This is a genomic window from Lentzea sp., from assembly GCF_035525475.1.
Classification (GTDB): Bacteria; Actinomycetota; Actinomycetes; order Mycobacteriales; family Pseudonocardiaceae; genus Lentzea.
This window is the reverse complement of sequence record NZ_DATLEC010000216.1, coordinates 1-12,006: the sequence shown is the minus strand read 5'-3', so window position 1 is coordinate 12,006 and position 12,006 is coordinate 1. Positions and strand designations below refer to the sequence as shown.

At 68.5% G+C, this 12,006-nt stretch carries 15 protein-coding genes; 7 read left to right on the top strand and 8 right to left on the bottom strand.

Features of this window, described 5'->3' with window-relative positions; all coding sequences use genetic code 11:
• Positions 1–15 precede the first annotated feature (15 nt).
• Positions 16–441 (bottom strand): nuclear transport factor 2 family protein, encoded by a 426-nt coding sequence (locus VM306_RS33170; RefSeq protein ID WP_325521921.1) that lies wholly within the window; start codon positions 439–441, stop codon positions 16–18.
• Positions 442–606: 165 nt separating this feature from the next.
• On the opposite strand from VM306_RS33170, the gene VM306_RS33165 reads away from it, so the two are divergent.
• Together VM306_RS33165 and VM306_RS33160 are read left to right on the top strand one after the other, a co-directional pair.
• Positions 607–1,089, top strand: a complete 483-nt coding sequence (locus VM306_RS33165; protein WP_325521919.1) for an SRPBCC domain-containing protein — start codon at positions 607–609, stop codon at positions 1,087–1,089.
• A gap of 249 nt (positions 1,090–1,338) precedes the next feature.
• The gene (locus tag VM306_RS33160) at positions 1,339–2,175 is read left to right on the top strand and encodes an NAD(P)H-binding protein (protein WP_325521917.1); all 837 of its coding nucleotides are present in this window, start codon (positions 1,339–1,341) and stop codon (positions 2,173–2,175) included.
• Positions 2,176–2,227: 52 nt separating this feature from the next.
• Here VM306_RS33160 and VM306_RS33155 read toward each other — a convergent pair whose 3' ends face one another.
• On the bottom strand, positions 2,228–2,683 hold the full coding sequence (locus VM306_RS33155) for a hypothetical protein (RefSeq protein ID WP_325521915.1): 456 nt from the start codon (positions 2,681–2,683) through the stop codon (positions 2,228–2,230).
• Between the two features lie 206 nt (positions 2,684–2,889).
• On the opposite strand from VM306_RS33155, the gene VM306_RS33150 reads away from it, so the two are divergent.
• Positions 2,890–3,363: a hypothetical protein gene (locus tag VM306_RS33150; RefSeq protein WP_325521913.1), complete on the top strand. Its 474-nt coding sequence runs from the start codon at positions 2,890–2,892 to the stop codon at positions 3,361–3,363.
• 64 nt (positions 3,364–3,427) lie between these two features.
• Here the strand turns inward: VM306_RS33150 and ilvN are convergent, their stop codons facing one another.
• Genes ilvN through VM306_RS33135 form a run of 3 tightly spaced genes read right to left on the bottom strand, consistent with a single transcriptional unit; the run spans position 3,428 to position 6,238 of the window.
• Positions 3,428–3,694 carry an acetolactate synthase small subunit gene (ilvN, locus tag VM306_RS33145; RefSeq protein ID WP_325521911.1) on the bottom strand — a complete coding sequence of 89 codons (267 nt, stop codon included), beginning with the start codon at positions 3,692–3,694 and terminating at the stop codon, positions 3,428–3,430.
• Complete coding sequence (locus tag VM306_RS33140; RefSeq protein WP_325521909.1) at positions 3,694–5,403, bottom strand: acetolactate synthase large subunit; 1,710 nt, start codon at positions 5,401–5,403, stop codon at positions 3,694–3,696. The genes ilvN and VM306_RS33140 overlap by 1 nt, the downstream gene beginning before the upstream one ends.
• A gap of 19 nt (positions 5,404–5,422) precedes the next feature.
• The gene (locus VM306_RS33135) at positions 5,423–6,238 is read right to left on the bottom strand and encodes an AfsR/SARP family transcriptional regulator (protein ID WP_325521907.1); all 816 of its coding nucleotides are present in this window, start codon (positions 6,236–6,238) and stop codon (positions 5,423–5,425) included.
• A 408-nt stretch (positions 6,239–6,646) separates the two neighbouring features.
• On the opposite strand from VM306_RS33135, the gene VM306_RS33130 reads away from it, so the two are divergent.
• Positions 6,647–7,729 (top strand): sensor histidine kinase, encoded by a 1,083-nt coding sequence (locus tag VM306_RS33130; protein WP_325521905.1) that lies wholly within the window; start codon positions 6,647–6,649, stop codon positions 7,727–7,729.
• 126 nt (positions 7,730–7,855) lie between these two features.
• Here VM306_RS33130 and VM306_RS33125 read toward each other — a convergent pair whose 3' ends face one another.
• The 3 genes from VM306_RS33125 to VM306_RS33115 all read right to left on the bottom strand — a co-directional run bounded on the left by VM306_RS33125 (position 7,856) and on the right by VM306_RS33115 (position 10,049).
• Positions 7,856–8,461: a response regulator transcription factor gene (locus tag VM306_RS33125; protein WP_325521903.1), complete on the bottom strand. Its 606-nt coding sequence runs from the start codon at positions 8,459–8,461 to the stop codon at positions 7,856–7,858.
• A 250-nt stretch (positions 8,462–8,711) separates the two neighbouring features.
• The gene (locus VM306_RS33120; protein WP_325521901.1) at positions 8,712–9,392 is read right to left on the bottom strand and encodes an SDR family NAD(P)-dependent oxidoreductase; all 681 of its coding nucleotides are present in this window, start codon (positions 9,390–9,392) and stop codon (positions 8,712–8,714) included.
• 66 nt (positions 9,393–9,458) lie between these two features.
• Complete coding sequence (locus VM306_RS33115; protein ID WP_325521899.1) at positions 9,459–10,049, bottom strand: TetR/AcrR family transcriptional regulator; 591 nt, start codon at positions 10,047–10,049, stop codon at positions 9,459–9,461.
• Between the two features lie 89 nt (positions 10,050–10,138).
• Here VM306_RS33115 and VM306_RS33110 point away from each other — a divergent pair, with 89 nt between their 5' ends.
• The 3 genes from VM306_RS33110 to VM306_RS33100 form a co-directional block, all read left to right on the top strand.
• Positions 10,139–10,447, top strand: coding sequence for a hypothetical protein (locus VM306_RS33110; RefSeq protein WP_325521898.1), 309 nt, complete (start codon positions 10,139–10,141; stop codon positions 10,445–10,447).
• Complete coding sequence (locus tag VM306_RS33105) at positions 10,444–11,334, top strand: oxidoreductase (RefSeq protein ID WP_325521896.1); 891 nt, start codon at positions 10,444–10,446, stop codon at positions 11,332–11,334. The genes VM306_RS33110 and VM306_RS33105 overlap by 4 nt, the downstream gene beginning before the upstream one ends.
• A 51-nt stretch (positions 11,335–11,385) precedes the next feature.
• On the top strand, positions 11,386–12,006 hold a 621-nt coding region (locus VM306_RS33100), incomplete at its 3' end, for a lipoyl synthase (RefSeq protein ID WP_325521894.1).

The window sequence follows — 12,006 nt, the reverse complement described above, 5'->3', positions numbered from 1 at the left end:
CGTCACCTCCTCAGATCACGCGGCCTGAACGGGCAGGTCGCGGTGGATGGTGCGGGACTTGGTGTAGAGCTCGCCGTCGATGCGCACGAGCACGTCCTCGATGGAGAACGTCGGCTCGAAGCTGACCTGACCGTCCAGCGTCGTGCGCGTGACGAGCGAGGCGTAGCTGACGACGAGCGTGTTCTCGTCGACCTCGTCGATCAGGTAGTGGTCGTTCCAGTGCCGCACCGCGACACCCTTGTACCGGGGCAGGGCGGCGCTGGCGCCGGCGATCAGGGCGGCACGGCCCTCGACCTTCTCACCGCGGTGGGCGTGGTCGGTGACCCCGTCCTCGGTGAACGTCTGGGCGTAGCCCTCGACGTCCAGCGCGTCGAGCAGCCGCATCTGCCGGGCGTAGAACGTCTGAACCTCGATGTGGACCGCAACATTGACTGGGGGCACGACAACTCCTCGGTCTGCCGGTTTCGCTGCCGCGAATATGGGTGGCCCCGCTGGACATCCGGTCGAGCCGTCCTGGTTCGACCCCGGTTCCAGGTGGGGTTGAGACAAACCGGGCACGGTCGACGCCGACATCACCCCATTCCAGAAACTCGCGAGGAGGGCCACATGGCCTCAACTCCCGATGTCGCCAAGTCGGTGACGGTCGAGGCGACGATCGAGCAGGCGTTCGCGATCTTCGCGTCGAAGCCGATCGAGTGGTGGCCGGAGACGCACGTGTTCGTCAAGGACCGGCAGGCCATCACGATCGAACCGTTCGTCGGCGGGCGCTACTTCGAGCGCGGCGCGGACGGCGAGGAGGTCGCCTGGGGCACCATCACCGAGTGGGACCCGCCGAAGCGCCTCGTGATGACGTGGCGGGTCGGCCCCTACTGGCAGCCGATCCTCGATGACGAGAAGGCATCGTTCATCAAGGTCGACTTCGAGGTCGTGGGCCCGACGACGACGAAGGTCACGCTGACCCACGCCGACCTGCACCGCCACGGTGAGATCGCCGAGGGCATCCACAAGGCGCTCGACGGTCCTTCGCCCGGCGAGACGCTGGAGAAGTACGCGGCCGTGGTCGACAAGCACGTCCCGAAGGCCGCCTGACTCGCAGGCGCACAGGAGAAAGCCGCCCATGCGGCGGGTTCACGTGGTCGTCGCGACACCTCGATGCGAGGAGTCGCGGCGACCACGTCGTTTTGTGGGGATCTTCTCGGCGCCGCCCACGGGATGAAGCGGTGTTTCCGCACGTGGGAAGTGGTGGCCTGAAGCCCGGTCTAGTGCCGTTCTAGTGATCGCGTGGACACTGAGCGTGATCAGCCATTCAGACGAACACCCAGATCGGGAGAGCCCACCATGACCATCCTCGTCACCGGAGCGCGCGGCAACGTCGGCCGTCGCGTGCTCCAGCGGCTCTACGCGGCGGGTCACAGCCTCCGCGCGTCCGGACGGAACCCCGCGGAGCTCGACGTTCCCGACGGTGTGGAGACCGTCGCACTGGACCTCAACGACCAGGAGACCTTCGTCGCGGCCCTCGCCGGTGTCTCCAAGGTGCTGCTGTACGCGGAGCCGGACGGCATCGTGAAGTTCCTCGACGAGGCCGAGAAGGCCGGCGTCGAGAAGGTCGTCCTGCTGTCGTCCAACACGGTCGGCCTGCCGGGAGCCGACGAGGACCCCCTGGCGCACCACCACAAGGTCGTCGAGGAGGCGGTGGCCGGCTCCGGCCTCACCTACACGATCCTGCGTCCCGGTGCCTTCATGAGCAACGCGTTCGGCTGGAGCTACTCGTTGAAGGCCGGCGACACCATCGACCAGGTGTTCCCCGAGGCCCAGGTCGCGCCCGTGCACGAGGACGACATCGCCGACGTGGCGGTCGTCGCGCTGACGGAGAAGACGCTCGAGGGTCAGACCGTCCTGCTGACCGGCCCCGAGTCGCTGACGTTCCGGCGGGAGCTGGAGATCATCGGCGAGGTGCTCGGCCGCGACCTCGTGATCAACGCTCTGACCCGCGAGGAGGGTGCGGCGCAGATGAGCGACTTCGTGCCGCCGCCGATCCTCACCTCGCTGCTCGCGCAGTGGGAGGCCGCGGTCGGCGTCGTCGCCGACACGAGTGCCACCGCCGAGCGGATCACGGGCAAGCCCGCCCGCACGTTCCGCCAGTGGGTCGAGGAGCACGCCGCCTTCCTGGCCTGACGGCACGGGACACGCGGACCGGAGCCGGGGCAGGACCCGGCTCCGGCCGCCGTCAGGCCCTGGTCATCGCGAAGGTGATGGTGGAGGTGCCCAGATCCGTCCCGTCCACGAGGTAGAAGGTGGACGGACCGGAGCTGGTGAAGCTGTTCGGTCCACTCTGGACAGCGTCCTGGTCGAAGTCGACGTAGGCGAAGTACGCGCCGTTCTCGTCGTAGACCTTCTCGCCGCGGACCCTGTAGTGGAACGTGTCGGTGCCGGTGACCCACCACGACCCCTTCGTGGTGGTGTTCTGCTCGTTGGTGATGAAGACGTTCCCGCCGGCCTTGAACACCAGCTTGGTCGGGTGGCCGCCGTCCGCGCGCGTCACCTGGCCCGTCCATGTGCCCACCGGCGTGCAGCCGGTCGCGTTCGCCGTGGCGGCCAGGCCGGCGAAGGCCAGCAGGACCACGGCGGTGATGGCCCCTGTTCGCGCCAGGAAGGCCGAACGTCTCGGAGTGAATGTCTGCATGTGCGGGACTCCCAACCGGTTGCGTACGACGGACGCGCAATCGTGGAGCAGCCGCCTGCAGAACGGGTGCAACACGGCTCGAACGCGCGGTTCCGGCTCGTTCGCGGGCGCGGCAGGCGCAACCAGCGCTACAGGAGTGCTTGAGCTGGGCGAACAACACTCAGCGCATTCCACTCCCCGTTGCACCCGACCGGAGGCACATCCCCATGAACGTCCGCAAGAAGGCGCTGGCGGCCGTGGCCGCCTGCGCGCTGGCCGTCCCCGTCGTCGTCGCCGCCGGTGCCACGGCGAAACCGAACTACGAGACCGCGCTCGTCGGCCGCTGGGACCTCACGGTGACCATCCACATCGAGGAGCCACCGCTGTACGCACCGCTGTTCTGCGACTTCACCGCCGACTACCAGCTGCACTGCGTGACCAAGCCGGGCAGCCCCGACCCGCTCGAGGGCCGGGGCGTCTGGACGATGGCCAAGGACGGCCAGTTCAGCTTCTGGATCACCCACCACGCGCACCGCGACGAGAACGGCAACCCGGTCGGCTCGATCAACGCGAGCCACCTCGGCAAGATCAGCCCGAACAGGAACAAGTTCAAGACGCAGGCCCACACCTACATCGACATGCACGACGGCAGCCCGTGGCAGGGCCCCGTCGACGTCGAAGGCGCCGCGTTCCGAATCTGAAGGCCCCACGCGACACGCCCGGCTGGGACACCCAGCCGGGCGTTCGGCCGAACTCCTCTTGTCGCTAGGCGGGAAGTTCGAGGGCTTCGTCGTGCGTGCGGTCGACGACGCTCTTCACGTCGACGATCCGGCCGAGCTGCTTGACGAGCTGGGCGAGCGTGCGGCCGGGTTGCAGCGCGACGTCCACGTCGAGGCGCGAGAGGTCGCCCCTGCCGGCCGGACCGAGGCTCAGCGACTCGACGTCGACGCCGCGGCTGGAGAACAGGACCACGATCCGCGCCAGCGCGCCGGGCTCGTTGCGCAGCAACAGGGAAAGCGAATGTCTGGTCATCACTCCACCTCGTCGAACAGGGGCCGGATGCCCCGCGCTGCCATGACTTCGTCGTTGCCCGTGCCGGCGGCCACCATCGGCCAGACCTGGGCGTCCTGCCCCACCACGAAATCGACCACGACGGGCCGGTCGGTGACCGCCATCGCCTGGAGGATCACGCTGTCCACTTCGGACTTATCCGAGCACCGCAGGCCGACGCACCCCAGCGCCTCGGCCAGCTTCACGAAGTCGGGGTGGCGGTCGTGCGTGCCGAGCCTCGTGTTGGAGTACCTGCCGTCGTAGAACAGGGTCTGCCACTGGCGGACCATGCCGAGGTTGCCGTTGTTGATGATCGCGACCTTGATCGGGAGTCCCTCGGCGGCACAGGTCGCGAGCTCCTGGTTGGTCATCTGGAAGCAGCCGTCGCCGTCGATCGCCCACACCGTGCGGTCCGGTGCGCCCGCCCGCGCCCCCATCGCCGCCGGCACCGCGTAGCCCATCGTGCCCGCGCCGCCGGAGTTGATGAACGAGCCGGGGCGTTCGTACCGCACGTACTGCGCGGCCCACATCTGGTGCTGGCCGACGCCCGCCGTGTAGATGGCCTCTGGCCCGGCGAGGGTGCTGAGCCGTTCGATCACGTACTGCGGGGCGAGCATGCCGTCGGCGGGCCAGTCGTAGCCCAGCGGGTACGTGGTCCGCAGGCCGTCCAGGTACTTCCACCACTCGGTGAGGTCAGGTGCCCTGCCGACGACGGCGGAGAGCGCGGCCAGGACGTCCCGGCAGTCGCCGACGATGCCGACGTCCGCCTTGCGGTTCTTGGAGATCTCGGCGGGGTCGATGTCGGCGTGGACCACCGCGGCGTGCGGCGCGAACTCCGGCAGCAGCCCGGTGACCCGGTCGTCGAACCGGGTTCCCAGCGCGAGCAGCAGGTCGGACCGCTGCAGCGCGGCGACGGCGGGCACCGTCCCGTGCATGCCCGGCATCCCCAGGTGCAGCCGGTGCGAGTCCGGGAACGCGCCGCGCGCCATCAGCGTGGTGACGACCGGGATCCCGGTCCTCTCCGCGAACTTCAGCAGCTCCGGCGCCGCACCGCTGCGGATCACGCCGCCACCGACGTAGAACACCGGCCGCTTCGAGGAACCGATGAGCTGCGCGGCGTTGCGGACCTGCACCGGCGAGATCAGCGGGCGCGACGGCGTGACGAGCTTCGGCGGGGTGTAGGTCGTGGCGCTGACCAGCACGTCCTTGGGCAGGTCCACCAGCACCGGGCCCGGCCGCCCCGACATCGCGAGCGCGAACGCCTCGGCGATCACGCGCGGGATGTCGGCGGGGTCGTGCACCTGGAAGCTGTGCTTGGTGATCGGCAGGGTGATGCTGCGGATGTCCGCTTCCTGGAAGGCGTCCGTGCCGATCAGCGACCGGTTGACCTGCCCGGTGATCGCGACGATCGGCACGGAGTCCATGTACGCGTCCGCCAGCGGCGTCACCAGGTTCGTCGCACCGGGCCCCGATGTCGCCATGCAGACGCCCACCCGTCCGGTCGCCTGGGCGTACCCCTGCGCCGCGTGCCCGGCCCCCTGCTCGTGGCGCACCAGCACGTGCCGGATCTTCACCGAGTCGAGCAGCGGGTCGTAGGCGGGCAGGATCGTCCCGCCGGGCATCCCGAAGATCACCTCGCAGCCGACGTCCTCGAGCGCCTTGACCAACGCACCTGCACCGGTGGTATCCACGGTTGCTCCCGAACGGTCTTCAGCCCGCGAGCTGGCGCTCCAGCTGACGGGGGGACAACGGCTTGTCGAGCGACGGCTCGGAGCTCAGGATCGCCCGCTGCAGCTGACGCAGCCTTTCGGACGGCTCAAGCCCCAGCTCCTCGATCAGCGTGTCCCGCAGCGACTGGTAGGCCTCCAGCGACTTCCACTGCCTGCCCGCCCGGTAGAGCGCGAGCATGTACTGCGCGCACAGGTTCTCGTGCATCGGGTGCTGCGCGGTGAGCACCGACAGCTCGCTCAGCAGCGACTGGTGCTTGCCGAGCTGGAGGTCGGCCTCGATGCGGGTCTCCAGCACGCCGAGGCGGCTCTCCTGCAACCGGGTGACCTCCATGCCCAGGCGGACGCCGATCTGCACGTCCACCAGCACCGGCCCGCGCCACACCTCGGACGCGCTGCGCAGCAGGCGGCTCGCCGACTCCAGGTCGCCCACCTCGAACGCCCGCTGGCCCGCGCTCGCGAGCCGCTCGTAGCTGCGGACGTCGACGCTCTCCGGCGGAACGTCCAGCATGTAGCCGCCGTACCGGGTCACCAGGACGTTCTTCGCGACACCGGGCCCCTCGCCCGGCATGGCCGCCTCGATGCGCCGGCGGACCTGCAGCACGTAGGTCTGCAGAGTCGTGAGTGCGCTGCGTGGCGGTGTCATCCCCCAGAGCTCTTCGATCAGCGTAGGAACGGTCACGACGTGACCCGCCTGCAGTCCGAGCAGCGAGAGCACCTGCCTGGGCTTCACCGCGCTCGGCGCGATCGAGACACCGTTCTCCCGTGCCTCCAGCGGTCCCAGAACCTTGATCTCCATTGGAGCCTCCCCTGCTCAGCGGCGGTCAACTTGGTCGTGCCATCAAGTTCACCTGAGCGGGGCTATCGCCCGCCACGTATGCCGCCATGACTCTCGGATGGCGAACTACTGCTCCGGACGTGAGAAATTCATATACCCAAACGAACCCGAACCATCCCGTCGGGTAATCGATCGACCACATGCCGTGACGAAATCCGGAAAATACTCGGCCATTGGCGTGACATTGACCCGCGAATCAATGCAAATTGATCTTCTTAACCGATTCAGTAGGCGCCCTGAACTGCTCACGCCTGTCTAGTATTCGGCCTGGGCGCGTGTCTTGAGGGCGTTTGCCCTGGAGCGGATGCTCTTGGGGGGCACGTGAATACAACGCCTGCGATACCGAGATACCGCGCGATCGTCGTCGCGGTGTTCGTCGCGGTCTGCCTGACCGACCTGACCCGCGCGCTACTTCTCGTCGGCGAGATCACCGAATTGGCGGTGTCGCTCATTGATTTAGCACTACTTGTCCTGCTGCAAGTGTCGTATTTCCGGCATCTGGACGCTTTGCGAGGACACCTCACACTGGCCACCCAGATCGCACTGCTGGTGCTGCCCTATCTCGCCTTCGGACATTCTTGGGCGGGCGTCGCGGGTCTGGTCGCGGGCAACGCCCTCCTCGTAATGCGCCCCGCGTTCGGCTGGGCCGTCTTCGTGGCCATCGTGGTCGCCACCGGTCTCGCCGAGGCCGCGCACGGCGAGGTGATGATGACGACCGCGGCCATCGCCCTGCTGCTCGCGGGCCTGGCCACCGGCTTCGCCACCCACCGCGACTGGCCGGCGCCACCGCGGCCGACGCCTCTCCCCGCGGTCGACCCGGTCCTGGCGACCGCGGGCGCCACCACCGCCGCGGTCGCCGCCGAACGCGTCCGCGTGGCACGCGACCTGCACGACCTGCTCGGCTACAGCCTCAGCGCCATCAAGCTGAAGACCGAGCTCGCCCAGCGGATCGTCACCGACAGCCCGGACCACGACTGGGAGTGGATGCGGGAGCACATGAGCGATATATTGGATATCACCCATTCCGCGCTGGCCGATGTGCGCTCACTGGCGCGCGCCTACCGCCCGATCTCGCTGGCGACGACGTCCGACTCGGCCAAGGCGATGCTGACGGCGTCGAACATCGACGTCCGCGTCGAGCTCAACCACGACCCGCTCCCGGAACCCGTGGAGACCGTCCTCGCCGCCGTCCTGTGCGAGGCCGTCACGAACGTCCTGCGCCACAGCGACGCCAGCACCTGCACCATCGGCGTGCGGCAGTCCGGCACGACGGTCCTGCTGGACGTGATCAACGACGGCGCCCCGGACCGCGCCGTCTCCGCCGACTGCAACGGCGTCCGCAACCAGGCCGAACGCGTCCAGGCCGCCGGCGGCACCTTCACCGCCCGCCACGTCGGCGACGGCTCGTTCCACGTGCACGCCGCGATCCCCGCGACGCCGTTCACGCCCTGACAGCCCGCGACACGCCGCAACACAGCAGTGAACGATCTTGGCGCACCTCACTGACCTGCGCCCTAGCAACAGGTCTTTTGACTTCGTCGGCAAAAGACCTGTTGCAAAGATCAGGAACGGGCCGGCTCAGAACCAGCCGGACTTGCGGGCGATGCGGACCGCGTCCACCCGGTTGCGGGCGTCGAGCTTGGCCGTCGCCGCCGTCAGGTAGTTGCGGACGGTGCCGACGGACAGGAACAGCGTCGTGGCGATCTCCATGGCGTCCGCGCCGTCGGAGGCGAGCCGCAGCACCTCGAGCTCCCTCGGCGTCAACGGGCACTCGTCGGTGTCCCACGCCGAGAGCGCGAGCTGGGAGTCGATCACCCGGCGCCCCACCGAGACGCCGCGAATGGCGTCCGCGAGCTCGCCGACGGGAGCGTCCTTGAGGATGAAACCGTTGACGCGCGCGTTGAGCGCGCGGCGCAGAGTGCCCGGCCGCCCCAGGCTCGTGAGAATGAGCGTGCGCGTCTCGGGAGCGGTGTCGTGGATCACCGTGGCCGCGGAAAGACCGTCCATACCGGGGAGGTCGATGTCCAGGACCGCCACGTCCGGCTTGTTCCTGGCAACTGCCGAGACTATTTCGTCACCCGTTGCCACGGACGCGACGACCTCGATATCCGGTTCGAGATTCAACAAAGCGACCAAAGCGCCTCGGACCATTTGCACGTCCTCGGCGAGTAGCACTCTGATCATCCGACCCCCTCTTACCCCCAGGTCACCAATTCGAGTTTTACACTCGGTGACCGTGCGGGCAAGCACGGGGTCCGACTGCGCGAAACGTTACTCCAGATGCGCCACGACCAATTCACAACGCTTATCGGCGGATGACTTGGGGTCACTGCCCGCTCACAGCGAGGTGAAGAACCGAATCGCGGACCGGAACAACTCGAGTGATGTCCGAGTGCGTACCCGTACACGCGATTCGGCCATCACCGCCACCGTTTCAGCGCGTCTCGCCCCACCGCTCGAGCAGTTCGAGACCGCCGTCGACGGTGATCACCTGGCCCTGGATCCACGCGGCCTCGTCGGTGCAGAGCAACGACACGGCGTTGGCGACGTCCTGCGGCAGGGTGACGCGACCGGACGGGCTCCTGATGGCGAGCCTGTCGACCAGCTCCGGGTCGATGTTCATGGGGCCGTTGTCGACGACGGTGGTGACGACGGCGTTGACGGCCACCTTGTACCAGGCCATCTCCAGGGCCAGCGTCCTGATCACGCCGTGCACCGGGGTCACCGTGTAGCCGGCGATCACCACGCGGCCGCCGTCCTGGAGGGACTTGGCGAGCGGCTCGACGATGTTGAGCAACGGCGTGAGGTCGGGCGACTCGGCGTGGTGGACGAACAGGTTCAGCTGACCGCGTTCCTGCTTGATCCGCTCGAGCAGCGTCCGCACCGCGTTCTCGTCGTGGATGTCCATCTGGGCGATCGCCACGGAGCCGGGCTTGCCCGCGAGCACGAGCTTCGCGCGCTCCAGGTCGACGTCGTCGTCGGAGGTCGTGAGGATGACGTGGGCGCCGTTGTCGCAGAGCTTGCTCGCGATGGCGAGACCGAGCCCGTGCGTCCCCGACGTGACAAGGGCGACCTTGCCGTCGAGTCCCAGGCGCGTGCTGACCGGTTCGATCATGATGCTGACCACCTCGTTGTCCGCGTGGTGATCGACGTTGCGCCCGGCCGCTAGGGTGGAACTCGACTACTTCTTGCGCAATCCCTCCACGATCCGCAGGATGGCCCGTTCGACCTCACGACCGGTGCGCTTCGGGTCGGGCGAGCTCGCGATGGTGCTGGCACTCGCGGACAGCGCCCCGAACAGCAGCCGGGCCATGATCTCCACCGGCGCCTCCTCGATCTCCCCCGCGTCGACGAGCAGCTGCACGGCCGTGCGGAGCAGACCGAAGCTGAAGTGCTCCTCCGCCTCGCGCCAGCGCTCCCAGCCCATCACGACGGGCCCCTCGTGGACGATGATCCGCTGGTACTCCGGCTCCAGGCACTTGCGGACGTACGCGCGCAGGCCCGCGATCGCGGTGTCCCAGGGCGCGCCGTCGCCGGTGACCACCGCGGTCAGCGACTCGATCGAGCGGGTCTCGACCTGGGTGAAGGCCGCCTCGAACAACGCCTGCTTGCCGCTGAAGTGGTGGTAGAGCGCACCTTTCGTCACACGGGCGCGTTTGACGACCTCGTCGAGCGAGGTCCCGGCGTACCCGCGCTTGGTGAAGAGGTCGACCGCGCTGTCGACGAGCGCCTGCCTGGTCGACTCCGAGTACTCGGCACGCCTTGTTCGCACGGACGAAACGTATCTCACATACCGGCGGTACGTACCGGTGGTATGGTCGGGTCATACCGAGGGTATGCGAGAGACCGGGGGTACGAGAGATGGGCTGGGCAGACCACTACCGCCGACGTGACGCGCTCGACGCCGTGCTGCGCGACGCTCGTCACGACCCGTCCGCGCCGCTGATCGTGGATCCGGACGTCTTCGGTTCGGCGAACGAGCTGCTGCTGGCGCTGGACCACCGCTGGCAGAACAAGCTCACCGCCCGCATGGAGGCCGCCGCGCTGGAGGGCCGGGTGGACGAGGACCGCGTCACCGCGGAGCTCGCCGCCGACGAGCCGGTGTTGCGAGCGGTACTCGACGCACATCTTCCGCTCGGCAGTTACCGGGCGGTAGGAATGACTCCATGAGTCGTTGGACCGAAGCGGGCATCCCCGACCAGACCGGCCGCACCGTCCTCGTGACGGGGGCGAACTCCGGTCTGGGCCTGCGCACCGCCCAGGTGCTCGCGGCCGGGGGCGCCCACGTGATCATGGGCTGCCGCTCGGTCCAGCGGGGCCAGGAGGCACGGCGCGCGGTCAGCGGGTCGGCCGAGGTCCTCGAGCTCGACCTCGCCGACCTGGGCTCCGTGCGCGCCGCCGCCGGGAAGGTCGGCGAGCTCGACGTGCTCGTCAACAACGCGGGCATCATGGCCGTCCCGCACGGCAGGACCGCCGACGGCTTCGAGCTCCAGTTCGGCACCAACCACCTGGGCCACGCCGCGCTTACCTTCCTGCTGCTGCCCGCGCTGCGGCAACGTCCGGGCGCGCGCGTCGTCACCGTCTCGTCGCTGATGCACCAGTACGGCCGAATGGACTTCGACGACCCGAACTGGGAACACCGCCCGTACAGCTCCCGCGGCGCCTACAGCCAGTCCAAGCTGGCCAACATCCTGTTCGCGCGCGAGCTGGACCGCCGTTCGCCGGACGTGACGTCCATCGCGGCACACCCCGGCATCACGGCCACCGAGCTGACCAACAACATGGCCAGCGCGCACAACTCGCCGCTGATCCGCGTCGGCGGCAAGATCAGCCACCTGTTCTCGCAGTCGGCCGAGATGGGCGCGCTGCCGCAGCTCTACGCGGCGACCTCCCCCGACGCGCGCGGTGGCCAGTACTACGGCCCCAGCGGCTTCAACGGGCTGCGCGGTTACCCGGCCGTCGCGCGGATGACCGCCGCGGCCCGTGACGACCTCGCCGCCAACCGCCTGTGGGAGCTCACGACCAAGCTGACCGGGATCACGCCGGACCTGCCGTAGCGACCTCCTGCGTGACGCCGGACACGCGGGGACGCAGCGTAGGGTGAGGTGGTGACTGTGGTACCAGAGGGTCGGAAGCTGCTGCGGCTCGAGGTCCGCAACAGCCAGACGCCGATCGAGAAGAAGCCGTCTTGGATCAAGACGCGCGCGAAGATGGGCCCTGAATACCGGGAGCTCAAGAGCCTGGTCAAACGCGAAGGCCTGCACACGGTCTGCGAAGAGGCCGGCTGTCCCAACATCTACGAGTGCTGGGAAGACCGCGAGGCCACGTTCCTGATCGGCGGCGAGCAGTGCACGAGGCGCTGCGACTTCTGCCAGATCGACACGGGCAAGCCCGCCGACCTCGACCGCGACGAACCCCGCCGCGTCGCCGAGTCGGTGCAGGCGATGGGCCTGCGCTACTCGACCGTGACGGGCGTCGCCCGTGACGACCTGGAGGACGGCGGCGCGTGGCTGTACGCGGAGACCGTGAACCAGATCCACGCGCTGAACCCCGGCACCGGTGTCGAGCTGCTGATCCCGGACTTCAACGCCGTCCCCGAGCAGCTGGCCGAGGTCTTCGAGTCCCGGCCGGAGGTGCTCGCGCACAACCTGGAGACCGTGCCGCGGATCTTCAAGCGCATCCGGCCCGCGTTCCGCTATGAGCGGTCCCTCGAGGTGATCACCAAGGCC

What these genes read in the sequence shown, in the direction of transcription:
- VM306_RS33165 (WP_325521919.1), top strand. Translation starts at nt 607, where the DNA reads ATGGCCTCAACTCCCGATGTCGCCAAGTCGGTGACGGTCGAGGCGACG.
- VM306_RS33160 (WP_325521917.1), top strand. Translation starts at nt 1,339, where the DNA reads ATGACCATCCTCGTCACCGGAGCGCGCGGCAACGTCGGCCGTCGCGTG.
- VM306_RS33155 (WP_325521915.1), bottom strand. Translation starts at nt 2,683, where the DNA reads ATGCAGACATTCACTCCGAGACGTTCGGCCTTCCTGGCGCGAACAGGG.
- VM306_RS33150 (WP_325521913.1), top strand. Translation starts at nt 2,890, where the DNA reads ATGAACGTCCGCAAGAAGGCGCTGGCGGCCGTGGCCGCCTGCGCGCTG.
- ilvN (WP_325521911.1), bottom strand. Translation starts at nt 3,694, where the DNA reads ATGACCAGACATTCGCTTTCCCTGTTGCTGCGCAACGAGCCCGGCGCG.
- VM306_RS33135 (WP_325521907.1), bottom strand. Translation starts at nt 6,238, where the DNA reads ATGGAGATCAAGGTTCTGGGACCGCTGGAGGCACGGGAGAACGGTGTC.
- VM306_RS33125 (WP_325521903.1), bottom strand. Translation starts at nt 8,461, where the DNA reads ATGATCAGAGTGCTACTCGCCGAGGACGTGCAAATGGTCCGAGGCGCT.
- VM306_RS33120 (WP_325521901.1), bottom strand. Translation starts at nt 9,392, where the DNA reads ATGATCGAACCGGTCAGCACGCGCCTGGGACTCGACGGCAAGGTCGCC.
- VM306_RS33110 (WP_325521898.1), top strand. Translation starts at nt 10,139, where the DNA reads ATGGGCTGGGCAGACCACTACCGCCGACGTGACGCGCTCGACGCCGTG.
- VM306_RS33105 (WP_325521896.1), top strand. Translation starts at nt 10,444, where the DNA reads ATGAGTCGTTGGACCGAAGCGGGCATCCCCGACCAGACCGGCCGCACC.